The organism is Streptomyces thermocarboxydus, from assembly GCF_024760485.1.
GTDB lineage: Bacteria > Actinomycetota > Actinomycetes > Streptomycetales > Streptomycetaceae > Streptomyces > Streptomyces cellulosae.
In genome coordinates this window covers 5,144,691-5,165,264 of sequence record NZ_CP058273.1, presented here as the reverse complement: position 1 = coordinate 5,165,264, position 20,574 = coordinate 5,144,691, and the positions used below count along the sequence as shown (strand labels likewise).

General features: G+C 71.6%; 25 protein-coding genes. 1 reads left to right on the top strand and 24 read right to left on the bottom strand.

Features of this window, described 5'->3' with window-relative positions:
* Window positions 1-280 precede the first annotated feature (280 nt).
* From AY578_RS33890 to rpsB, 7 genes are all read right to left on the bottom strand, one after another.
* On the bottom strand, window positions 281-793 hold the full coding sequence (locus AY578_RS33890) for a pentapeptide repeat-containing protein (protein ID WP_337662672.1): 513 nt from the start codon (window positions 791-793) through the stop codon (window positions 281-283).
* 239 nt (window positions 794-1,032) lie between these two features.
* On the bottom strand, window positions 1,033-1,221 hold the full coding sequence (locus AY578_RS23990) for a hypothetical protein (protein ID WP_028961762.1): 189 nt from the start codon (window positions 1,219-1,221) through the stop codon (window positions 1,033-1,035).
* Window positions 1,222-1,354: 133 nt separating this feature from the next.
* Window positions 1,355-2,479 (bottom strand): phosphatidate cytidylyltransferase, encoded by a 1,125-nt coding sequence (locus AY578_RS23985; RefSeq protein WP_136238607.1) that lies wholly within the window; start codon window positions 2,477-2,479, stop codon window positions 1,355-1,357.
* Complete coding sequence (gene frr, locus AY578_RS23980) at window positions 2,479-3,036, bottom strand: ribosome recycling factor (RefSeq protein ID WP_006136598.1); 558 nt, start codon at window positions 3,034-3,036, stop codon at window positions 2,479-2,481. The genes AY578_RS23985 and frr overlap by 1 nt, the downstream gene beginning before the upstream one ends.
* Before the next feature lie 120 nt (window positions 3,037-3,156).
* Window positions 3,157-3,915, bottom strand: coding sequence for a UMP kinase (gene pyrH, locus AY578_RS23975; RefSeq protein WP_019523282.1), 759 nt, complete (start codon window positions 3,913-3,915; stop codon window positions 3,157-3,159).
* Window positions 3,916-4,106: 191 nt separating this feature from the next.
* Window positions 4,107-4,943, bottom strand: a complete 837-nt coding sequence (gene tsf / locus AY578_RS23970; protein WP_019523281.1) for a translation elongation factor Ts — start codon at window positions 4,941-4,943, stop codon at window positions 4,107-4,109.
* Window positions 4,944-5,097: 154 nt separating this feature from the next.
* Window positions 5,098-5,979 carry a 30S ribosomal protein S2 gene (gene rpsB, locus AY578_RS23965; RefSeq protein ID WP_019523280.1) on the bottom strand — a complete coding sequence of 294 codons (882 nt, stop codon included), beginning with the start codon at window positions 5,977-5,979 and terminating at the stop codon, window positions 5,098-5,100.
* Window positions 5,980-6,376: 397 nt separating this feature from the next.
* Between rpsB and AY578_RS23960 the strand changes: the two genes are divergently transcribed.
* Complete coding sequence (locus AY578_RS23960; RefSeq protein ID WP_420341332.1) at window positions 6,377-6,946, top strand: M23 family metallopeptidase; 570 nt, start codon at window positions 6,377-6,379, stop codon at window positions 6,944-6,946.
* A 37-nt stretch (window positions 6,947-6,983) separates the two neighbouring features.
* Here the strand turns inward: AY578_RS23960 and AY578_RS23955 are convergent, their stop codons facing one another.
* The 17 genes from AY578_RS23955 to AY578_RS23875 form a co-directional block, all read right to left on the bottom strand.
* On the bottom strand, window positions 6,984-7,541 hold the full coding sequence (locus AY578_RS23955; RefSeq protein ID WP_136238651.1) for a TetR/AcrR family transcriptional regulator: 558 nt from the start codon (window positions 7,539-7,541) through the stop codon (window positions 6,984-6,986).
* 111 nt (window positions 7,542-7,652) lie between these two features.
* Window positions 7,653-8,495, bottom strand: a complete 843-nt coding sequence (whiG, locus tag AY578_RS23950; protein ID WP_019523277.1) for an RNA polymerase sigma factor WhiG — start codon at window positions 8,493-8,495, stop codon at window positions 7,653-7,655.
* A 286-nt stretch (window positions 8,496-8,781) separates the two neighbouring features.
* Entirely contained in the window at window positions 8,782-9,975 is a 1,194-nt protein-coding gene (gene dprA / locus AY578_RS23945) for a DNA-processing protein DprA (RefSeq protein WP_019523276.1), read from the bottom strand.
* A gap of 311 nt (window positions 9,976-10,286) precedes the next feature.
* A complete protein-coding gene (locus AY578_RS23940) occupies window positions 10,287-11,909 on the bottom strand; it encodes a YifB family Mg chelatase-like AAA ATPase (protein WP_028961757.1) in 1,623 nt (540 codons plus the stop codon).
* Between the two features lies 1 nt (window position 11,910).
* Window positions 11,911-12,315, bottom strand: a complete 405-nt coding sequence (locus AY578_RS23935; protein WP_136238606.1) for a YraN family protein — start codon at window positions 12,313-12,315, stop codon at window positions 11,911-11,913.
* A 140-nt stretch (window positions 12,316-12,455) separates the two neighbouring features.
* Window positions 12,456-12,764 carry a DUF2469 domain-containing protein gene (locus tag AY578_RS23930; protein WP_003993268.1) on the bottom strand — a complete coding sequence of 103 codons (309 nt, stop codon included), beginning with the start codon at window positions 12,762-12,764 and terminating at the stop codon, window positions 12,456-12,458.
* 53 nt (window positions 12,765-12,817) lie between these two features.
* Window positions 12,818-13,345 (bottom strand): NUDIX hydrolase, encoded by a 528-nt coding sequence (locus AY578_RS23925; RefSeq protein WP_019523273.1) that lies wholly within the window; start codon window positions 13,343-13,345, stop codon window positions 12,818-12,820.
* Window positions 13,335-14,108, bottom strand: a complete 774-nt coding sequence (lepB, locus tag AY578_RS23920) for a signal peptidase I (RefSeq protein ID WP_026243591.1) — start codon at window positions 14,106-14,108, stop codon at window positions 13,335-13,337. Before lepB (AY578_RS23920) ends, AY578_RS23925 begins: the two co-directional genes overlap by 11 nt.
* 78 nt (window positions 14,109-14,186) lie before the next feature.
* Window positions 14,187-15,155 carry a signal peptidase I gene (gene lepB / locus AY578_RS23915; protein WP_037778337.1) on the bottom strand — a complete coding sequence of 323 codons (969 nt, stop codon included), beginning with the start codon at window positions 15,153-15,155 and terminating at the stop codon, window positions 14,187-14,189.
* A complete protein-coding gene (gene lepB, locus AY578_RS23910) occupies window positions 15,043-16,143 on the bottom strand; it encodes a signal peptidase I (protein WP_136238605.1) in 1,101 nt (366 codons plus the stop codon). Before lepB (AY578_RS23910) ends, lepB (AY578_RS23915) begins: the two co-directional genes overlap by 113 nt.
* Entirely contained in the window at window positions 16,136-16,879 is a 744-nt protein-coding gene (lepB, locus tag AY578_RS23905; protein ID WP_258905444.1) for a signal peptidase I, read from the bottom strand. Before lepB (AY578_RS23905) ends, lepB (AY578_RS23910) begins: the two co-directional genes overlap by 8 nt.
* Before the next feature lie 45 nt (window positions 16,880-16,924).
* Window positions 16,925-17,275, bottom strand: a complete 351-nt coding sequence (rplS, locus tag AY578_RS23900) for a 50S ribosomal protein L19 (protein ID WP_006130445.1) — start codon at window positions 17,273-17,275, stop codon at window positions 16,925-16,927.
* Between the two features lie 130 nt (window positions 17,276-17,405).
* Complete coding sequence (gene trmD, locus AY578_RS23895; RefSeq protein ID WP_258905443.1) at window positions 17,406-18,239, bottom strand: tRNA (guanosine(37)-N1)-methyltransferase TrmD; 834 nt, start codon at window positions 18,237-18,239, stop codon at window positions 17,406-17,408.
* A complete protein-coding gene (rimM, locus tag AY578_RS23890) occupies window positions 18,236-18,799 on the bottom strand; it encodes a ribosome maturation factor RimM (RefSeq protein WP_258905442.1) in 564 nt (187 codons plus the stop codon). Before rimM ends, trmD begins: the two co-directional genes overlap by 4 nt.
* 83 nt (window positions 18,800-18,882) lie before the next feature.
* A complete protein-coding gene (locus tag AY578_RS23885) occupies window positions 18,883-19,122 on the bottom strand; it encodes an RNA-binding protein (RefSeq protein ID WP_003973401.1) in 240 nt (79 codons plus the stop codon).
* A gap of 2 nt (window positions 19,123-19,124) precedes the next feature.
* Window positions 19,125-19,544, bottom strand: coding sequence for a 30S ribosomal protein S16 (rpsP, locus tag AY578_RS23880; protein ID WP_019523266.1), 420 nt, complete (start codon window positions 19,542-19,544; stop codon window positions 19,125-19,127).
* A 282-nt stretch (window positions 19,545-19,826) separates the two neighbouring features.
* Window positions 19,827-20,423, bottom strand: a complete 597-nt coding sequence (locus AY578_RS23875; protein WP_189903426.1) for a hypothetical protein — start codon at window positions 20,421-20,423, stop codon at window positions 19,827-19,829.
* Window positions 20,424-20,574: the final 151 nt, after the last annotated feature.

Below are 20,574 nucleotides of genomic sequence, written 5' to 3'. Positions count from 1 at the left end.
CGGGTGTCGGGGGCCACACCTGTCGAGGGCGGTCGTAGCCGGTCGCCCCTGAGCGCCCTCGGACGGCCCGGAGACGGCCCGGGCGGGGGTGCGCGCCCCTCGGTGCGAAGTACGTGGGCCGGTCAGACGGGCTGTGGGCCGCATCTTCTCGATCGGGATCGTCATACGCGGCATGGCCGGCTTCTCGGGCCCTGCCCGCCCGGGGCGGGCGTATGAGGCCCACGATGCCCCGCATGATGTTGTCGTGAGCCAAGGCCGCCGTTCGCGGACCGAGCGCTCCTCACTCCGGGACACGCAGGTCCGTAACACCCGCGAGCACCGCCCCCGTCAGGACGGCTTCAGTCAGCTCTGCGCCCGTCAGGACCGCGTCCGTCAGGTCCCCGCCGGACAGGATCGCGTGGGTCAGGCCCGCTCCCGTCAGGTTGGCGTGGCTCAGGTTCGCGCCGGACAGGTCCGCACCCGACAAGTCCGCGCCGTACATGTCCGCGTGGCTCAGGTCCGCTCCCGTGAGGTTCGCGCCGCGGAGGTCCGCGCCGCACAGGTTCAGAAAGTCCGTTCCGTACGGCTGCCGGGGGCGGCCGAGAAGGGACGCCTCCGGGACCGCTTCCGCGGGTGGCTCCTCCGCGCACAGCGTGATGGCCTCCGCGGTGTACTCCAGCGCGCCGGCCGGGGCGTCCGGGCAGGCCAGGTAGAGCAGTCCGCGCAGGCGAGCCGCGTGTTCCGCCCGCTCGTCGTCCGTCAGGTCACCGCCCGCAGGGGCCGACGGCCGGGGGAGGGGTGTCTCAGGCCTCACACAGATGGGACAGCGGTGACCGGGCACGTTGCCCACCGCCGGCAACAACTGGACGGCCTCACGCTCCGCCGCCTGCGAGGGCGCCGCCCCCGCGATCACTGCGAGGAGCCGGGCGAAGTGCCGGTCCGCCCGCTCCCCGTCAGGCTCCGCTTCGCCGAGACGGCGGTGACAGGCACCGAACGCCAGGACCGCGGCCCTTGAGGACGCGCTGCCCCGATCACGCAGTTCGGTCAACGTGCTCAGTGCGTCGGCTCCGTCCGCACCCCACGGCGCCGGCGGACGTACCGCGAGATCACGAACACCAGCGAAGCCAACAGCGCGCACAGCCAGATGGAGACCTCCACCCCTCCCATGCCGCTGCCCAGCGCGAACAGCACCAGCGCGAAAACTGCGACGACCAGCACGAGATTCACGATCAGGCTGCGCACGGCGTCCCCCCACGGTGTGTATGACCATCCCCGTGGTCATGATCGCAGGTCGTGAGAGGCGTGTACACGGCAATCGGGCCCCGTCCGAGAGGACAGAGGCCCGATGTCACCGCAGGAGGGGAGGACGCGAACCTCAGCCCGCCCCCACGAAGATCGCCAGCAGCAGCCACACCACCGGGGCCGTCGGCAGGAGGGAGTCCAGGCGGTCCATGATGCCGCCGTGGCCCGGCAGTAGCGTGCCCATGTCCTTGATGCCGAGGTCGCGCTTGATCATCGACTCGCCGAGGTCGCCCAGCGTGGCGCTCGCGGCGACCGCGAGACCCAGCAGCAGGCCCTGCCACCACTGGCCGTCGTCGATCAGGAACTGCATGCACAGCGCACCCGCCGCCATCGAGAAGGCGACCGCGCCCAGCAGGCCCTCGCGGGTCTTGCCGGGGCTGATGCGCGGGGCGAGCTTGTGCTTGCCGAAGCGCCAGCCGACCGCGTACGCGCCGGTGTCGCTGACCACGGTGAGCAGCAGGAAGGTCAGCACGCGCCACGGGCCGTCGTCGGCCTTCAGCAGCATCGCGACGAACGTCGCCAGGAACGGGACGTAGAACGCGGCGAAGACGCCGGCCGTGACGTCCTTCAGGTAGCCCTCCGGCGGCGCCGTCATGCGCCACACCAGCACCGCCAGGGTGGTCAGCGCCATGGCGATCCACGCGCCCTCCGCGCCCCGGGCGTACCCGGCGACGACCATGGCCGCGCCGCCCAGCGCCAGCGGCACGAGGGGCGCCTTGATCCCCTTGCGCTCGTCCAGCCGCGTCGTCAGCTCCCACAGGCCCACCACGACGGCGACCGCGATCACGCCGACGAAGACGGCCTTGACGAAGAACAAGGACGCGACGATCACCGCGCCGAGTCCGACGCCGACGCCTATCGCGGCGCCGAGGTCCCGCCCCGCGGTCTTCTTCTGCGGTGCGGGTGCCGGCTGCGGGGCGTGGGGCATGGGCTCCGTATTCTGCGGCACCTCCCCCGGCAGGGGGCGGGCCCGCGTCGGCTCGTCTCGGAACAGGGGGCCGCTCAGCCGAGCAGCCCCCCGGTCCGCATCCTGGTCTCCGCCGTGTTCGGGTACTTCAGGCACGATGGGCATGGGCCGCGTCTGCTGTGCTTGGAGCGCATCGTACGCGGGACCCGCCGGGACAGCTCCCCGGCCGGGTCCCTGGTCGGACGGCCCCCAGTACCCGGTCTGCGGCGTCCCCCAGGAAGAGTCGTTCATCAGACCTCGAGCAGCTCCGCTTCCTTGTGCTTCAGAAGCTCATCCACCTGGGCGACGTACTTCGCCGTGGTGTCGTCGAGCTCCTTCTCCGCACGGCGGCCCTCGTCCTCGCCGACCTCGCCGTCCTTGATCAGCTTGTCGATGGCTTCCTTGGCCTTGCGGCGCACGGAGCGGATCGAGATCTTCGCGTCCTCGCCCTTGCCCTTGGCGACCTTGATGTACTCGCGCCGGCGCTCCTCGGTCAGCTCGGGGAACACCACCCGGATGATGTTGCCGTCGTTGCTCGGGTTGACGCCCAGGTCGGAGTCACGGATCGCCTGCTCGATGTTGCGCAGGGCGCTCTTGTCGAACGGGGTCACCACGGCCATGCGCGGCTCGGGCACGGAGAACGAGGCCAGCTGGTTGATCGGCGTCGGCGCGCCGTAGTAGTCGGCCACGATCTTGTTGAACATCGCCGGGTGCGCACGGCCGGTGCGGATCGCGGCGAAGTCCTCCTTGGCGACCACGACGGCCTTCTCCATCTTCTCCTCGGCCTCGAGGAGGGTCTCTTCGATCACCACTTGCTCCTGCGTGTCTTGAGTAGGCCCGGCTGCGGTCCTCGGTCGGGTCGGCGGCCGGCTGCGTCGCGTCTTCTTCCTGCACGGTTCACGACCGGCAGGACATTGTCCATCCCCCGGTCAGTTGTGCCCGGCCTGGTCGCCCACCAGCGTGCCGATCTTCTCACCCTTGACGGCGCGGGCGATGTTGCCCTCCTTGAGGAGTTCGAACACGACGATCGGCAGGTTGTTGTCACGGCAGAGCGTGACGGCCGTGGCGTCGGCGACCTTGAGGTTCCGGGTGATGACCTCGCCGAAGCCGAGGGCGTCGAACTTGACCGCGTCGGGGTTGGTCTTGGGGTCGGAGTCGTAGACCCCGTCGACACCGTTCTTGCCCATGAGGAGCGCCTCGGCGTCGATCTCGAGGGCGCGCTGCGCGGCGGTGGTGTCGGTGGAGAAGTACGGCATGCCCATACCGGCGCCGAAGATGACCACGCGGCCCTTCTCCAGGTGGCGCACGGCGCGCAGCGGGATGTAGGGCTCGGCGACCTGGCCCATGGTGATGGCGGTCTGCACGCGGCAGTCGACGCCCTCCTTCTCCAGGAAGTCCTGGAGGGCGAGGCAGTTCATCACGGTGCCGAGCATGCCCATGTAGTCGGAGCGGGCACGGTCCATGCCGCGCACCTGAAGTTCGGCTCCGCGGAAGAAGTTGCCGCCGCCGATCACGATCGCGATCTGCGCGCCGTCCCGTACGACGGCCGCGATCTCACGGGCGATGGCGTGCACCACGTCGGGATCGACGCCCAGGCCTCCGCCACCGGAGAAGGCCTCTCCGGACAGCTTCAGCAGAAACCGGCCGCGCACTTTGCCGTCGTCGCTCTTCTCAGCCTTGGTCGTCATGGTCGAATCCCGCCTCTTTCACGTGTTGCACATACGAAGAAGGCCATTGCCGGTGGGGCGTGTTTCGCATCCCATGCGGCAATGGCCTCCTCGTCAGATCTGCTGTCGTCCGGCACGCGCGCGTGCGTGGACGCGTGTCCGAACGACTGCTGTCGACCCTATCGGGGTCGCGCGTCCGTCGCGGTGCGGACTCAGATGCCGACCTTGATGCGCGAGAAGCGCTTCAGGGTGACACCGGCCTCGTCCAGCACCTTCTGGACGGACTTCTTGTTGTCGAGCGCGTACGGCTGGCCGAGCAGCGTGGCGTCCTTGAAGAAGCCGTTGAGACGACCCTCGACGATCTTGCCGATGGCGGCCTCGGGCTTGCCCTCGGCGCGGGTGGTCTCCTCGGCGATGCGGCGCTCGGACTCGACGACCTCGGCCGGCACGTCCTCCTTGGAGAGGTACTTCGGCGCGAAGGCGGCGATGTGCTGGGCGACGCCCTTGGCGATCTCGGCGTTCGGCTTGTCCAGCTCGACGAGCACACCGATCTGCGGGGGCAGGTCGGGCATCGTGCGGTGCATGTACGCCGTGACGTAGCCGTCGCCGAACTGCGCGAAGCGGTCGAGGACGATCTTCTCGCCGAGGTTGGCGTTGGCCTCGTCCACGAACGCCTGGACGGTCTTGCCGGGCTCGATCTCGGAGGCGAGCAGGGCCTCGATGTCGGCCGGGGAGGTCTTGGCGACGTGCTCGGCGATCGCGGTGGCGACGGCCTGGAACTTCTCGCCCTTGGCAACGAAGTCCGTCTCGCACTTCAGCTCGACGATGACACCGGAGGAGTTGTCGTCGGCGATGACCGAGACCACGGCGCCGTTCTCGGCGGAGCGGCCCTCGCGCTTGGCGACGCCCTTCTGGCCCTTGATGCGGAGCGCCTCGACGGCCTTCTCGACGTTGCCGTCGGCCTCGTCCAGCGCCTTCTTGCAGTCCATCATGCCGGCGCCGGTGAGCTCCCGGAGCTTCTTGACGTCGGCGGCGGTGTAGTTCGCCATGAGTCTGTGAATCTTTCTCGAAGTCTGGAGGTTCGAAGAGCGGCGGGGCGGGACCGCTTCGTGGGCAGATCCCGGGCCACCGCCGGTCTACGGGTGAACGGCGGGAGCGGACGTCATGTCACCGCTCCCGCCGTCATCGGCTCTGACGGAGCGGTCAGGCCTGCTCGGCCTTGGGCTCGGCCTCGGCCTGCGGGGCCTCGGCGGCGGGGGCCTCGGCCGGCTTCTCGCCCTCGGCGGCGGCCGGAGCGGCCTCCTCGGCCTTCTTCTCACCCTCGAGCAGGTCGCGCTCCCACTCGGCCAGCGGCTCGCCGGCGGCCTTCTCGCCCTTGCCCTCGCCGGCGCCACCGGAACGGGCGATGAGGCCCTCGGCGACGGCGTCGGCGATCACGCGGGTGAGCAGGGTGACGGAGCGGATCGCGTCGTCGTTGCCCGGGATCTTGTAGTCGACCTCGTCGGGGTCGCAGTTGGTGTCGAGGATGGCGACGACCGGGATGTTGAGCTTCCGGGCCTCGCCGACCGCGATGTGCTCCTTCTTGGTGTCCACGATCCAGACGGCGCTGGGCACCTTCTGCATCTCGCGGATACCGCCGAGGGTCTTCTCCAGCTTCGCCTTCTCGCGGGAGAGGACCAGCAGCTCCTTCTTGGTGAGGCCGGAGGCGGCCACGTCCTCGAAGTCGATCTGCTCGAGCTCCTTGAGGCGCTGCAGACGCTTGTAGACGGTCGAGAAGTTGGTGAGCATGCCGCCCAGCCAGCGCTGGTTGACGTAGGGCATGCCGACGCGGGTGGCCTGCTCGGCGATGGCCTCCTGCGCCTGCTTCTTCGTGCCGACGAACATGACCGTGCCGCCGTGGGCCACGGTCTCCTTGACGAACTCGTAGGCGCGGTCGATGTACGACAGCGACTGGAGCAGGTCGATGATGTAGATGCCGTTGCGCTCCGTGAAGATGAAGCGCTTCATCTTCGGGTTCCAACGACGGGTCTGGTGACCGAAGTGGACGCCGCTCTCCAGCAGCTCCCGCATCGTGACGACGGCCATGGCCGTATCTCCTTGAATTTCTCGGTTGTGCCGCGGATGCCGGACGGCTTCCGCGCCTGACGCCCACGACGCGCCGTGCCACGAAGGACCGAGGGGCGCTGACACCGGGCCACGGCCGTGACCGGTCCCGATGTCGGGGCGTGCGAAGTCGACCCGGTGGCCCGGGTCGCCACCAGAAGTGTACGGGACCCGCGGGGTGCCGGGTGACGCCGTTGTCCACAACCCGGCCGTCCGTCCACAGGTCCCGGCGGAGACCACGTCTTCGGGAGACGCTTCCGCCATGCGAGGACTGGGACGGAGTGAGGGACATGGGCGGCGCGAACGGGGCGAATTGGCTGATGAGCGCGGGCGGGAGGGCTGGCCGAGGCGGTGCGTGCGGCTGCTGCTGGTGGTGGCCGTGACGGTGGCGGCGCTGCTGGCGCCGCCGGCGTCACGGCTGTTCGCGGCGGGGGCTGCCGGGTCGCCGGTGGCTGTCGTGGGGGCGCTCCCCGGCGCGGACGACGGCGCCGTTCCGGCCATCGGCCGTACATGGCCGTTGGGGGTACGTCCGCGGGTGCTGCGTGGCTGGGAACCGCCGGCGAGTGTGTACGGGCCCGGGCACCGGGGCGTGGATCTCGCCGCGGCTACGGGGACGCCGGTACGGGCGGTCGCGGACGGCCGGGTGTCCTTCGCGGGCCGGGTGGCCGGGAAGGGCGTCGTGTCGGTGGAGCTCGCCGGGACCGGGGATCCACCGCTGCGCACGACGTACGAACCCGTCCGCGCCTCGGTCGAGGAGGGCGCGGAGGTGAGGGCGGGCGAGGTGATCGGCACGGTGGAGGCGGGCGGCTCCCACTGCACGGCGCCGTGCGTCCACTGGGGTCTGCTGCGGGGCGAGACCTACCTGGACCCGCTCTCGCTGCTGCCCCCGTGGCTGCTGCACCGGGGCCCGTCCCGGCTCCTGCCGGTGCTCGGGGCGCCGTTGCCCTGAGTCGCGCGGGGGCGCCTGGGCGGACGGGAGGGCGGCTTCAGCCCCGGACGCCGTCCAGGGCCAGGGAGACCGCCGCCCGGACGATCACGTCGGGGTGCTCGGCCGCCCCCAGCTCGATCCGGCGTACGGCGGCGTCGACCACGCCCTGGAGCAGCATCGCGGTGAGGCGCGGCTCGGCGTGCCCCAGCTCTGCGAGCGCGTCGACGATCATCGCGATCAGCCCGCCGTGGGCGGCGCGGATCTTCTCCCGGGCGCCGGCGTCGAGTTCGCTCGCGGAGATCGCGACGACCGCGCGGTGCCGCCGGTCCCCCACCAGTTCCAGCTGCTTGCGGACGTATGCCTCGATCTTGCCCTCGGGGCCCTCGGCGTCCGCCATCGCCGCCTCGACCTCGGCCGACCAGACGGGGAAGTCGGCCTCGCACAGCTCCTCGACGACGGCCGCCCGCGAGCGGAAGTACTCGTACACGGACGACCGGGCGAGGCCCGTGCGCTCGGCGAGGGCCGGGAAGGTCAGCGCCTCCGTACCGCCCTCGGACAGCAGGGAGCGTGCCGCGTCCAGCAGGGCGGCTCGCTGCATCGACCGGTGCTCGGCCACGGAGGCCGCTCGAATCCTTGGCACGACGTCCACTTTACGGACGCCCCGCCCACCGCGGCCAGGGGTTCGCCCGGCCGGTCACCCCGTGCACCGGCCGGGCTCAGCGACAGGTCAGCGGCCGAAACTGGCCAGCTTGGCGCGCAGCTGGAGCACCGACTTGGTGTGGATCTGACTCACCCGGCTCTCGGTGACGCCCAGCACATTGCCGATCTCGGCCAGGGTCAGGCCCTCGTAGTAGTACAGCGTGACCACGGTCTTCTCCCGCTCGGGCAGGGTGTTGATGGCCCGCGCCAGGAAGCGGCGCAGCTCCCGGTCCTCGGCGACCTCCACCGGGTTGTCTGCGGCGGTGTCCTCCAGGGTGTCCATGAAGCTGAGCTGGTCACCGCCGTCACCGCCGGCATGCAGCAGCTCCTCCAGGGCGACGACGTTGGCGAGCGACAGCTGGCTGAACACGGCGTGCAGCTCGCCGACGGTGATGCCCATCTCGTCGGCGACCTCGTTCTCCGTCGGGGTGCGCCGCAGCCGCGCCTCGAGGGTGGCGTAGGCGCGCTCCACGTTGCGCGCCTTCTGCCGCACCGAGCGGGGAATCCAGTCCAGCGCCCGCAGTTCGTCGATCATCGCGCCGCGGATCCGGGTGATCGCGTACGTCTCGAACTTGATCTCGCGGTCGACGTCGAACTTCTCGATCGCGTCGATCAGTCCGAAGACCCCGGAGGAGACGAAGTCCGCCTGTTCGACGTTGGGCGGCAGCCCCACGCTGACCCGGCCGGCGACGTACTTCACCAGCGGTGAGTAGTGCAGGATCAGCTGCTCCCGCAGACGTTCGTCCCCCGTCGCCTTGTACGACCGCCACAGCTCGTCGAGCGTCGAGGGAGCGGGCGGCCGCACGCTGCCACCGTCGCGGGCGGCTGGGGGGATCGCCGCCCGGTCGGACCCGGAGGTGTGCTGGGGCATTCGTCGCCTAGTGCCGTTCTGCCGTGGGCTGGTACTGCCTGGGTGCGTGGTCTGTCCGATGTCTGTTCTGGTGTCTGTTCTGGGCTGTCCGTGTATGAGCCCTCGTGAGCGTAGCGTGACTGCGGCGTCGCGGTGCGCGAAGAACGGCGGCCGGGCCGTGCGCAGATACGTTCCGGGGGCCGTCCCGCCGGGGCACAGCCGTCGCTCTGCGTGATCACCCGGATACCCCAACTGACGTATTTTCCAGGGCGTGTCGGGGTTCCCCCGGACGGCCGAACACGCTGCGTCAACGGACATCGGCACCACCCCGGACCGAGATCATCGCCTGGCGCGTCAACTTCCAGCTGTCGCCGTGTCGTTCGACGTAACCAAGTGCTCGGAGCTCGTACAGTTTCGCGATCGCGTCGTCCGGGGTGGTCTGCGCCGTGCGGGCGATGTCGTCCGGGCGGGCCGCCCTGCGGGCCGGCAGCGCGGCGAGGACCTGGCGGACCGCCGGATCCAGCAGGTCACGGGGCAGGACGGGTCCTCTGCGTTCGGGGGCGAGCTCTCCCATGTCGCCGACCAGTTCGGCGATCTCGTCGGCGTCGGTGACGAGGACCGCGTCCTGCCGGAGCAGTTCGTGCACCCCTGCGGAGAGGCCGCTGGTGGCCGGGCCCGGCACTCCTATCGTGTGGCGTCCCAGGCGGCGGGCGGCGCGGACGGTCGCCAGGGAGCCGCTGCGATGGGCCGCCTCGACGACGACCGTGCCCCGGGTGAGGGCGGCGATCACACGGTTGCGGAGGATGAAGCGGCTGGGCGTGGGATGCTCGCCAGGGGGCAACTCACCGGCCACCAGCCCCTGTTCCGCGATCCGGTTGATCAGTCCGGCGTGTCCGCGCGGGTAGGGGCGGTCCACCCCGCAGGCCAGCACGGCGACGGTCGCGCCGCCCGCGCCGAGCGCCCCGCGGTGGGCGGCGCCGTCGATGCCGTAGGCGCCGCCGGAGACGACGATCCACCCCTTCTCGGCGAGTCCCGCCGCAAGGGTGGCGGCCATGAACGCGCCGTACTCGGTGCAGGCACGGGCGCCGACGAGGGCGACCGAACGCAGCGCCCAGAGCCGCAGGTCCGCGGTGCCGCGCACCCACAGGCCGAGCGGGCGGGTGTCCCCGAGGTCGTCGAGCTGACCGGGCCACTCGGCGTCCCCCGGGCATACGAACCGCACGCCGGCGTCCTGAGCGACGGCGAGGTCCCGGCGCGGGTCGGCCCGCTCGGCCCGGGCGAGCAGCCCCGCCCACCGTTTGTGACTGACGCCCGGCAAGGGCTCGCCGCGCTGCCTCAGCCGCCGCACCACACCGTCCACCCCGAACTCCCGCACCCAGCGGCCGCCGGTCTCGTCACCGGGTTCGAGGACGCGGGTGAGGAAGATCCGGCCGAGGAGGCCGCCGTGGCTGGTGGGTCGCGGGGCGCCGTCGAGCGTGGTCGCTCCAGGCGGGCCCGCCATGCCGGTCGGTCGCGAGACGACCTGATGCCCGGCCTCCCCAGGAGGGCCGCCAGGGCTGATCGGTCGCGCCGGGCCGTCGTCCCCGGCCCCTCCCGGCGGACCGGTCGGGCCGGTCGGTCGCGGGAGACCTCCCTGCCCGGCATCCCCGGACGGGCCGTCCGGGCCGGGTGGTCGCGCCGGACCGGCATCCCCGGCTCCTCCAGGCAGACCGCCTGGCTCGGTCGGTCGCGGCCGGTCACCGCGCCCCGCCTGCCCGGCCGGACCCGTCGGCTCCAAGTACCACGGCGGGCCGACCGGCCCGCTCGCCCCGCTCATACCCCCGCCCCGATCGCCATCGGCACCCCGCGCGGCACGCCCGTGCGCAGTTGCAGCGCCAGCGCGACGTCGCCCGCGTCGGGGCGGTCGTGGCCGGCCAGGTCGGCGATCGTCCACGCGACCCGCAGCACCCGGTCGAGCCCCCGCGCGGTCAGCACGCCCCGCTCCAGGCTGCGCTCGGCCTCGTCCATGGCGCCCGGCGCGGCCTGCCAGCGGCTGCGCAGCTCCCGGCCCGGGATCTCGCTGTTGAGGCGCCACGGCGTGCCGTGGAGTCGTGCGGCGGCGCGTTCCCGGGCGGCACGCACCCGTTCCGCGACCGTCGCGGTCGTCTCACCCCGTGCGCCCGCCGCCGTCAGCTCTCCACGGGTGACGGCGTCGACCTCGACCCGCAGGTCGACCCGGTCGAGCAGCGGGCCGGAGAGGCGGGCCTGGTAGCGGCGGATCGCCGAGGGCGGGCACTCGCACCGGTCGTTCATGCGCGAGAACCGGCCGCAGGGGCACGGGTTGGCCGCCAGCACCATGAGGAAGCGCGCCGGGAAGCGCACGACGCCCGCGCTGCGCGCGATGACCACGTGCCCCGCCTCCAGCGGCTGGCGCAGCGCGTCCAGCGCCTTGCTGCTGAACTCGGGGGTCTCGTCCAGGAACAACACGCCTCGATGAGACAGGGACACCGCTCCCGGCCGGCCTGTCCCCGGGCCGCCGCCCACGAGGGCCTGCATGGTGGCCGAGTGGTGCGGGGCGCAGTAGGGCGCGGTGTCGATCAGCGGGCGGCCCGGCGGCAGCAGGCCCGCCACCGAGTGCACGGCCGTCACCTCCAGGGACGCCTGGCGGTCCAGCGGCGGCAGGACGGACGGCATCCGCTCGGCGAGCATCGTCTTGCCTGCTCCGGGCGGGCCTTCCAGGAAAAGGTGGTGCCCGCCCGCCGCGGCCACCTCGACCGCCGTGCGCGCCGCGTGCTGGCCCACGACGTCGGCGAGGTCGTGCTCCTGGTCGTACCGGCCGGGGCCGCCGCTCATGCCGGTGATTCCTCCGCCGCCGAGTTCACGCAGCCCCGCCATCAGCGGGTCGGGCCGGTCCGGCTCCTCGGGCTCCTCGTCGGGCACCGGTTCGTCGGTGAGGACCGCGACGAGCTGGCGCAGGCTGCGCACGCCCAGCACGGACACGCCCGGCACCAGGGCGGCCTCGGCGGCGGCGCACTCCGGCACCACCACCTGCTCGAAGCCCGCGTCCGCCGCGGCCAGCACCGCCGGCAGGATGCCCCGTACCGGACGCACCCGTCCGTCCAGGCCCAGCTCGCCGATCATCACGATGTCGGACAGGGCGCGGGGGTCGATCCGCTCCGAGGCGCCGAGGACCGCGCATGCGACAGCGAGATCGAAACCCGAGCCCGCCTTCGGCACCGACGCCGGGCTCAGCCCCACGGTGAGCTTCTTCTGCGGCCACTCGGCGCCGGAGTTGACCACGGCGGCCCTGACCCGGTCGCGGCTCTCCGTCAGGCTCTTGTCCGGCAGTCCCACCAGCGTGAACGCGGCGACTCCCGGCTCCAGGTCGGCCTGCACCTCGACGACCACGCCCTCGACGCCGACGAGCGTCACCGAGCACGTACGGGCGAATCCCATGTCAGGCCACCCCCCTGACGTGCTCGACGACGGGGGCGCCGCGCCTCGGGAGCAGCACGCCGACCAGGTCGATGCGGACGCCGCCGGGCGGTGCTCCCCCGTGTTCCTGGAGCCAGCGCTCCGCCAGGCCGCGCAGCCGGCTCGCCTTGGCCGGGGTGATCGCGGCCATGGGGTGCTGGAAGGAATCGGCGCGGCGGGTCTTCACCTCGCAGACGACCAGGGCGTCGCCGTCCCGCGCCACGATGTCGATCTCGCCGGTCCTGCCGCAGCGCCAGTTGCGCGCCAGCACCGTCATCCCGGCCTGGGTCAGCCGCCGCGCGGCCAGTGTCTCCCCGTACCTGCCGAGCGCCCCGCGGGCCTGCCCGCCGCGCTCACCGTGTACCTGCGTGTTCTGCCGTGCGTCCATGTCGGCACCACCTCCGGCGCCAACCGTCACGCATCACCGCCGACCCGCGCCGGGCCCCGTGCACAACCCGGCGACTGTGGACAACTCCGCCACCCGCGAGGGTGAACCCGCACGCCTCACAGCCTCACGGCCGCTCTGCCTCACCCGCTCGGCAGCTCCAGATCGCTCTTGTTCAGCTCCTCGATGTTCACGTCCTTGAACGTGAGTACCCGCACCTGCTTCACGAAGCGAGCCGGCCGGTACATGTCCCACACCCAGGCGTCCGCCATGGACACTTCGAAGAACACCTCACCCTGCACCGAGTGGACCTGCATCTCGTAGTCGTTGGTGAGGTAGAAGCGCCGCTCGGTCTCGATCACGTATTTGAACAGACCGACGACATCGCGGTACTCCCGGTAGAGCTTCAGCTCCATCTCGGTCTCGTACTTCTCGAGGTCCTCGGCGCTCATGGCATGTTCCCCTTCAGCCGTGCGATCCCACCATTGTGCGCCAGTCCCGGGAGTCACCGGACGATTTCGGTGTCCAGGGTCACGGGCGCGGCCGGGGGGCCTTCGTCGAGCAGTGTCCGCAGCAGCCCGGCGAGCTTGGTCGGATACACCGTCTCACGGGCGTGCTGCAGTTCCGGGCAGGTCCACCAGCGCGCTCCGGCGACACTGCGCCGTTCCAGCTCGGTCAGGGCCGTCGCCGCGGTGGCCGTCTGCGACGTACGGGCCAGGTAGTACCACTCGTCCTGGTCCCACTGACGGCCCGCGAAGGGGAAGGAGCAGCGCCGCCGCCACAGCACCGGGCCGAGGTCGACGTCGGTGATGCCGGTCTCCTCGGCGAGTTCCCTGAGGGCGGCCTGTTCACGGGTCTCGTCGCCCTCCACGCCGCCGCCGGGGGTGAACCACCAGTCGGTGGCGGGGTCGTCCGGTTCGTGGCCGTGGAGCAGCAGGATGCGGTCCCGCGGGTCGAGCAGCACCACCCGGGCGACCCGGCGCAGCCCGCCCTCGTACGTGTCCGGTGCGGCCGGGGCCGGCTCAGCGGCCACCGCTGCTCCCCGCCCCTGCGCGGGCCCGGGAGGCGGCCGCACGCTTGGCCAGCGGCCCGTACGCGGCTCCCGCCAGCACCAGCACCGCCCCGCCGACGATCGCGGCGAGCACGCTCGCCAGCGGTCCGGGTGTGGAGAGCGGGCCGAGCGTCTTGAAGCCGGTGGGCTCGGCGAGCATGCCGTCCATCGGCCAGACCACGGCGTCCACGCGGGCCTGGACGGCGTCGCGGGAGACGGTGCCGCCGGCGGCGTCGGTCAGATGAGCCGTGGAGTCGAGCGACCCGGAGCGCTCGTCGCCGAGCAGGAACAGGCGGCCCTTCGGCACGGTCACCTCGGGGAAGACGGAGGACCGCGCCATCGGGTCGTCGGGGAGATACGGTTCGTCGATCTCCTTGCCGTTGACGGTGAGCTTGCCGTCCTCGCAGCAGGCGACGGTGTCGCCGCCGACGGCGACGACCCGCTTCACCATGGGCGCGTTCGACCACGTGGCGTCGCGGAACACGACGACGTCGCCGCGGCGGACCTCGCCGCCGTCGACGCGCTCGGCCAGCACCCGCTCGCCCGCGTCGATCGTCGGGGCCATCGAGGTGGTCGGCACGGTGTAGGGCCGGTAGACCACCGCTCCCCAGGCGAACCCGCCGAGGAACAGCACCAGCCCGAGCGCGACGGCCACGTTGGACAGCACCTGCCCGGTCCGGCCGGTCCGTGCCGTGCCAGATCCGCCGCTGCCAGGGACCGTACGCGTCGTGCTCTGACCACTCATGGGCGGCACCCTACCCGGCGGTACCCGGGCGGGTCAGCCCTCCCGCGCCCCCGGTGCGGGCACCGGGGGTTCCTCGCCTCAGTCGCGACGGCGCCGCCACAGCACGAACGGCACCGCGCCGGCCAGCGCGAGCGCGGGAGGCGCGACCGTCAGGGCCGCCGCGTCCTGCGCCTGGGTGTTCAGCCCGGGCTGGTCGAAGGTGTCCGGGACGGGCAGGGTGGTCCAGCGGTTGATCGGCCAGGCGATGACCACGGCACGGCCGACGACCTTGTCGACGGGGACGAAGCCCTGGTTCTTGTCGGCCGTGTTGTAGCGGGAGTCCCGCGAGTTCTGCCGGTGGTCGCCCATGACCCAGATGTGGCCCTCGGGGACCTTCACCTTGAACTGGCCTCCCTGGTCGTCCTGGCTGCACGGGGTGTTGCCCGGGTAGACGTAGGGCTCGTTGAGCGCCTTGCCGTTGACCTTCAGGGGGCCGGTGCCGTTGCACTCGACCGTGTCGCCGCCGACGCCGATGACCCGCTTGATCAGGTCCTTCTCCTCCGCGGACGGCATCAGGCCGATCCAGCTGAGGACCTTCTGCAGCGCGTTGGGGTCGGGGGTCGGCTCGCCCGCGAGCCAGTTGTCGGGGTCGTGGAAGACGACGACCTCGCCGCGCTCCGGCTCGGAGCCGAACCACGGGGTCAGCTTGTCGACCAGGACCCGGTCTCCCCGCTGGAGGGTGTTCTGCATCGAGTCGGAGGGGATCGAGAACGCCTGGACGAGGAACGTCTTGATCAGCAGCGCCAGGACGAGCGCGATACCGATGAGGATCGGCAGCTCCTTCCAGAAGGAGCGCTGCTGCTTCTTCGGCCGGTCCTTCTCGGGGCCGTCCGGTTCCTGACCGCCGGTCCGCGTCCCGTCCTCGTTCACTCCGCCGTCCTCGACCACACGCCCGTCACTCCCGGAGAACGCGGCGTGGCCCGCGCCCGGGTCGCCCGGTCCCGCGGAGTGTCCGCGGTGCTCCTCGCCGCCCTGACCGGACCGTGCGCCTACCGCCACATCCCCCACGCCGACTCCTCACTCTCTGCCGCCGCCCGCGCCATGCCCGGCGCAGGCCCACCACTCCCATAACGAGCGGGAGTTCCGCAGGGCTCGGGAGTCGGACAATCTCTTCACGCTGTCCGGGATCGTCCGGGGCAACCCTATGCGACGACGGGGCCCCGGCGATCGACCCGGGCGCCGAGTCGGACACGGAGGCGTACGTCGTGGGCTCGTCGAGTGTGTTCCAGTGGCCGAGGGGCCAGGCGATGACCATGGCGCGGCCCACCACCTCGTCCTCGGAGACGGTGCCGCCGTAGTCGGTGTCCTGGTGCGAGCGGGAGTCCGCGGAGTTGGCGCGGTGGTCGCCCATCACCCACAGGCGGCCCTCCGGCACGGTGACGTCGAAAGGCGTCAGCGAGGGGGCGTTGCCGGGGTAGAGGTAGTCCTCGTTCAGGGGGACGCCGTTGACGGTGACGCGGCCCTGGGCGTCGCAGCACTGGACGCGGTCGCCGCCGATGCCGACGACGCGCTTGATCAGGTCCTTCTCGTTCTCCGACGGCAGCAGACCGATGAAGGTGAGGCCCTCCTTGATCTGCTTGACGCCGACCGGGTCCTCCTTCTTCACCGTGGTCCGCTCGTCCTGGAGCCAGCCGCCGGGGTCCTTGAACACGACGACGTCACCGCGCTGCGGCTTGGACCCGAACCAGGGGGTGAGCTTGTCGACGAGGACGCGGTCGCCGATCTGGATCGTCTGCTCCATGGAGCCGGACGGGATGACGAACGCCTGCACGAGGAACGTCTTCAGCACCAGCGCTATCAGGACGGCGACGCCGATGAGGAGGGGGATCTCCTTGACGGCGCCGCGCCTGCGGCGGCGCTTGACCTTGCGCTGCAGCTTGCGCCGCTCGGCGCGGGTGCGGCCGGAGGCCGGGGACACGGCCCGCCGGGCCCCGGTGGGCAGCAGGTTCTCGGCGGCGCCGGCCGGCACGCCGCGGGGCTTGCCGCGGTTACCCATGGCCGCCTCCCGTCGGAGCGGCCGCGTGCGCGGATGCCTCCCCCGCCGGCACCTTCGCGTACGCGTCCGTCGGCGCCAGGCGGCCGGCGCGGCCGAACGGCCACACGACGGCCTCCGCGCGCCCGACCACCTTCTCCACCGGCACCATCCCGCCGCCGGGCGACCCGAGTCGGTCACGCGAGTCGCGGGAGCTGCCGCGGTGGTCACCGAGGACGAACAGCCGCCCCTCGGGCACGACGACGTCGAAGCGCACCGCGGAGGGACTGTCGCCGGGGAACAGGAAGCCCGACTCGTCGACCGACCGGCCGTTCACCCGGATCCTCCCCTCCCCGTCACAGCAGACGACATGGTCCCCGCCCACCCCGACGACCCGTTTGATGTAGTCGGCGTCACCGAAATACCCGGTGCCGTCGAACACAATCACGTCACCGCGGGCGGGTCCGTCGCCGAAGGTGTATGCCAACTTGTTTACGAGAACGCGGTCCCCGACCCTCAATCCCTTCTCCATCGATCCGCTCGGGATCTCGAAGGGCCGCGCCACGAACAGGTTGACCGCCAGCAGGAACAACAGGCAGAGCAGCAGGGTCACGGTGATCCGCCCGCCGGGCAGCCGGTCCGTGAAGCGCGGGACCAACGCGGAACGCGACCGCCCCTCCGGCCCCGGCGCGCCCGAGAAGTCCTCGGGGTGCGGAGGGAGGGAGCGGTCGCGCTCCGTCGGCTGTGCTTCGGTGTCCATCGGGGCCAGATGCTATCCGTCCGCGATATGACGCCGGTAAAGCGCTCAGTTCTCGCGCTTCTCCTTGATCTTCGCGGCCTTGCCGCGGAGCTCACGCAGGTAGTACAGCTTGGCGCGGCGGACGTCACCCTTGGTGACGAGCTCGATCTTCTCCACGATCGGGGTGTGCACCGGGAAGGTGCGCTCGACGCCGACGGAGAAGGAGACCTTGCGGACCGTGAAGGTCTCGCGCACGCCGGAACCCTGGCGGCGGATCACCACGCCCTTGAACTGCTGCACACGGGAGCGGTTGCCCTCGATGACGCGCACGTGGACGTTGACGGTGTCGCCGGGACGGAAGTCCGGGACGTCGCTGCGGAGCGACGCGGTGTCGACGGAGTCGAGCAGGTGAGACATGTCGTCTGCTTTCTTCGCTGATGCCGCAGGTCATCAACGGCACTAGGTAACGGATCGGGCTGTGCGGTGCGGGGCGGGCGTCGTGTCCCCCTGCGGCAGGGGCGCTCGCCTGACGGCGCACAACAGCGGCCTATTGTTCCACGCCGCCGGTCCTGCGCCAAAATCGGCCGTACGGCTCCCCCTCGGGGTCCGGCTCCCAGCCGAGGATGGACAGCATCTCCCGGTCCTTCTTGTCGAAGGCCTTGGGGTCGCAGCGTTCGATGAGGTCGGGGCGGTACTCGGTGGTCCGCCGCAGCGCCTCGTCCCGCCGCCAGCGGGCGATCTTCCCGTGGTGGCCGCTGAGCAGCACGTCCGGGATCTCCCGGCCGCGCCAGGCCGGCGGCTTGGTGTAGACGGGGCCCTCGAGCAGGTTGGCCATGGCGCCGGGGGCGAAGGAGTCGTCGCGGTGCGACTCGGCGTTGCCGAGGACGCCCGGGAGCAGCCGCGCCACCGCCTCGGTGACGACGAGGACCGCGGCCTCGCCGCCGGCCAGCACGTAGTCGCCGATGGACACCTCGTACACCGGCATACGGGTGGCGTACTCGTCGACGACGCGGCGGTCGATGCCCTCGTAGCGGGCCGGGGTGAAGATCAGCCAGGGGCGCTCGGAGAGGTGGACGGCGAGTTCCTGGGTGAAGGGACGGCCGCTCGGGGTGGGGACGATCAGGGCGGGCTGGTGCGCGCCGCCCTCGTAGCCGTCCGCCAGGACCGTGTCCAGCGCCTCTCCCCAGGGCTCGGTCTTCATGACCATGCCGGGACCGCCGCCGTACGGGGTGTCGTCGACGGTGTTGTGCCGGTCGTACGTCCAGTCCCGCAGGTCGTGCACGTGCACGCCGAGCTGTCCGCGGGCGCGCGCCTTGCCGACCAGGGAGACGTTCAGCGGGTCGAGGTACTCGGGGAAGATCGTGACGACGTCGAGCCTCATCGGGCGTCGTCCCCGCTCTCCGCGGCGTCGCGGGCGGAGGCCACCTCGGCGCGGTCGTCGATCAGGCCGGGCGGCGGGTCGATGACCGCGCGCTGCTCCTCCAGGTCGATCTCCGTGACGATCTCCGCGACGAACGGCACGTACACCTCGGTGCCGTCCGGGCGCTCGACGACGAAGAGGTCCTGGGTGGGCAGGTGGGAGATCTCGGTGATCCGGCCGACCTCCTCGCCGTCCTTGGTGACGACGTCCAGGTCGATCAGCTGATGGTCGTAGTACTCGTCCTCGCCCTCGGGCAGTTCCTCGGGGTCGACGTCGGCGATCAGCAGGGTGTTGCGCAGGGCCTCGGCGCCGGTGCGGTCGTGGACGCCCTCGAAGCGCAGCAGCAGGCGGCCGCTGTGCACCCGGCCGCTCGCGATGGTCAGCGGCCCCACGGAGGCCGGGTCGGTGGCCAGCACGGCGCCGGGGCCGAGCCTCAGCTCGGGCTCGTCGGTGCGGACCTCGACGGTGACCTCGCCCTTGATCCCGTGGGCGCGGCCGATGCGCGCGACTACCAGCTGCACTGTGTTCGTTCTCCTGTCATACGACTGCGGGCCGGGGACGGCCCAGTGGCCCTCCCCGGCCCGAGCCGGTGCTGCTTACGGCGTCAGCGGACGTGGTCCACGTCGACGAGGTCGACACGGACACCGCGGCCGCCGATGGCGCCCACGACGGTGCGCAGCGCGCGTGCGGTGCGGCCGTTGCGGCCGATCACCTTGCCGAGGTCGTCCGGGTGGACCCGGACCTCGAGCACGCGACCGCGGCGCAGGTTGCGCGAGGCGACCTGCACATCGTCAGGGTTGTCGACGATGCCCTTCACGAGGTGCTCGAGAGCCTCCTCGAGCATGCTCAGGCCTCGGTCGACGCGGACTCAGCGGCAGCTTCGTCCTTCTTCTCAGCCTTCTTCTTCTGGGTGATGGCCTCACCCTTGCCCTCGTCGTCGCCGCCGATCGCCTCGAAGGACGGACGGGCGGGCTTCTCGGGCTGCTGCAGCAGAGGCGCCGGGGCGGGCTCGCCCTTGAACTTCTGCCAGTCGCCGGTCTTCTTCAGGATGGCGAGCACGGGCTCGGTCGGCTGGGCGCCGACGGAGAGCCAGTACGCCACGCGCTCGGCGTCGACCTCGATCACCGACGGGTTGTACGTCGGGTGGTACTTGCCGATCTCCTCGATGGCCCGGCCGTCACGGCGGGTACGGGAGTCGGCGACGACGATGCGGTAGTGAGGCGAACGGATCTTGCCCAGACGCTTCAGCTTGATCTTGACTGCCACGGGAGTGGGTTCTCCTGGATTTGACGTGGTTGGGCACGGCGGGACGGCCGCGTGGGGTTGCGGTACCCGAGTGCCCGATGGACGCGTCAGCCGGAGGAGAGAGGGGTCCTGTGCGGCTGTCGAGTACAGCTAGCCATTGTGCCACACCCTGAGGGGCCGGACGGCCGCGGGGTGAGCGCACGTGGGCACGGCGAAGCGGCACCCGGCGCATGTGCTTTTCGCGTCGGGTGCGCCCGGTGGCCGGCGGGGCTGGGACCCCGGCACCCACGAGGTGCCGGGGCCTCAGCTCGCCGCGACGACTTCCGGGATACGGAACGGCTTGCCGCAGCCGCCGCAGACGATGGGCGCCTGCGCCAGCACGGACGGGACGACGCGTACGTTGCGGCCGCAGTCGCAGACCGCCTTCACGCGCACCCCGCCGCCGGACGAGCCGTGCCGCGCGGCCGGACCGCGGAAGCTGCGGGCGCTGTCGCCCGCCGTCGCCGCGGTGTGGGCCTTGAGGGCACGCTGGAGCCGCTCCGTCGTCGGACGGTACCGGCGCTTCGCCTCGGGGGTGAGCGTGACCAGCGAGAAGCCGCTGCTCGGGTGCGGCTCCTCGGGGTGGTCCAGGCCCAGCTCCTCGGCGATGGCCAGGAACCTGCGGTTGTGGTACCGCCCGGCTCGGGACGTGTCGCGCACGCCGCGCGCGGCGGCGATGCCGTGGACTGCCTCGTGCAGCAGTCGCTCGAAGGAGAGTTCGTGCCCGCACGCGGACGACGACTCCCCGATCAGGGACTCGGGCGCGGCAAGATCGGGCAGTTCGGGGTGGTACCGCTGAATGTCGGCCCACGCCTGTGCCAGCTCTGCGGCGAGAACAGGTGGTGTCTGTGTCGTGCTCACGTAATGACAACGAGCCTGGGTGCCTCTGTGTTCCGATTCCGGGGCATCCCAAATAATTTGCACGTACCCGTCAGTTGGCACTGATGCGTCCTGACGACCACGGGTGCGCTGATCTGCGGAGAAGCCTCGCAGCTCACCGCAAGGTGGTGCG

Excerpts from the sequence above, each read along its gene's own strand:
- dprA (WP_019523276.1), bottom strand. The coding sequence starts at position 9,975 with ATGGCGGGCCCGCCTGGAGCGACCACGCTCGACGGCGCCCCGCGACCC.
- lepB (WP_136238605.1), bottom strand. The coding sequence starts at position 16,143 with ATGGGTAACCGCGGCAAGCCCCGCGGCGTGCCGGCCGGCGCCGCCGAG.
- pyrH (WP_019523282.1), bottom strand. The coding sequence starts at position 3,915 with ATGACGACCAAGGCTGAGAAGAGCGACGACGGCAAAGTGCGCGGCCGG.
- lepB (WP_258905444.1), bottom strand. The coding sequence starts at position 16,879 with ATGGACACCGAAGCACAGCCGACGGAGCGCGACCGCTCCCTCCCTCCG.
- whiG (WP_019523277.1), bottom strand. The coding sequence starts at position 8,495 with ATGCCCCAGCACACCTCCGGGTCCGACCGGGCGGCGATCCCCCCAGCC.
- rplS (WP_006130445.1), bottom strand. The coding sequence starts at position 17,275 with ATGTCTCACCTGCTCGACTCCGTCGACACCGCGTCGCTCCGCAGCGAC.
- rpsB (WP_019523280.1), bottom strand. The coding sequence starts at position 5,979 with ATGGCCGTCGTCACGATGCGGGAGCTGCTGGAGAGCGGCGTCCACTTC.
- AY578_RS23940 (WP_028961757.1), bottom strand. The coding sequence starts at position 11,909 with ATGGGATTCGCCCGTACGTGCTCGGTGACGCTCGTCGGCGTCGAGGGC.
- AY578_RS23885 (WP_003973401.1), bottom strand. The coding sequence starts at position 19,122 with ATGCTCGAGGAGGCTCTCGAGCACCTCGTGAAGGGCATCGTCGACAAC.
- AY578_RS23935 (WP_136238606.1), bottom strand. The coding sequence starts at position 12,315 with ATGGACGCACGGCAGAACACGCAGGTACACGGTGAGCGCGGCGGGCAG.
- AY578_RS23930 (WP_003993268.1), bottom strand. The coding sequence starts at position 12,764 with ATGAGCGCCGAGGACCTCGAGAAGTACGAGACCGAGATGGAGCTGAAG.
- tsf (WP_019523281.1), bottom strand. The coding sequence starts at position 4,943 with ATGGCGAACTACACCGCCGCCGACGTCAAGAAGCTCCGGGAGCTCACC.
- trmD (WP_258905443.1), bottom strand. The coding sequence starts at position 18,239 with ATGAGGCTCGACGTCGTCACGATCTTCCCCGAGTACCTCGACCCGCTG.
- AY578_RS23985 (WP_136238607.1), bottom strand. The coding sequence starts at position 2,479 with ATGAACGACTCTTCCTGGGGGACGCCGCAGACCGGGTACTGGGGGCCG.
- lepB (WP_026243591.1), bottom strand. The coding sequence starts at position 14,108 with ATGAGTGGTCAGAGCACGACGCGTACGGTCCCTGGCAGCGGCGGATCT.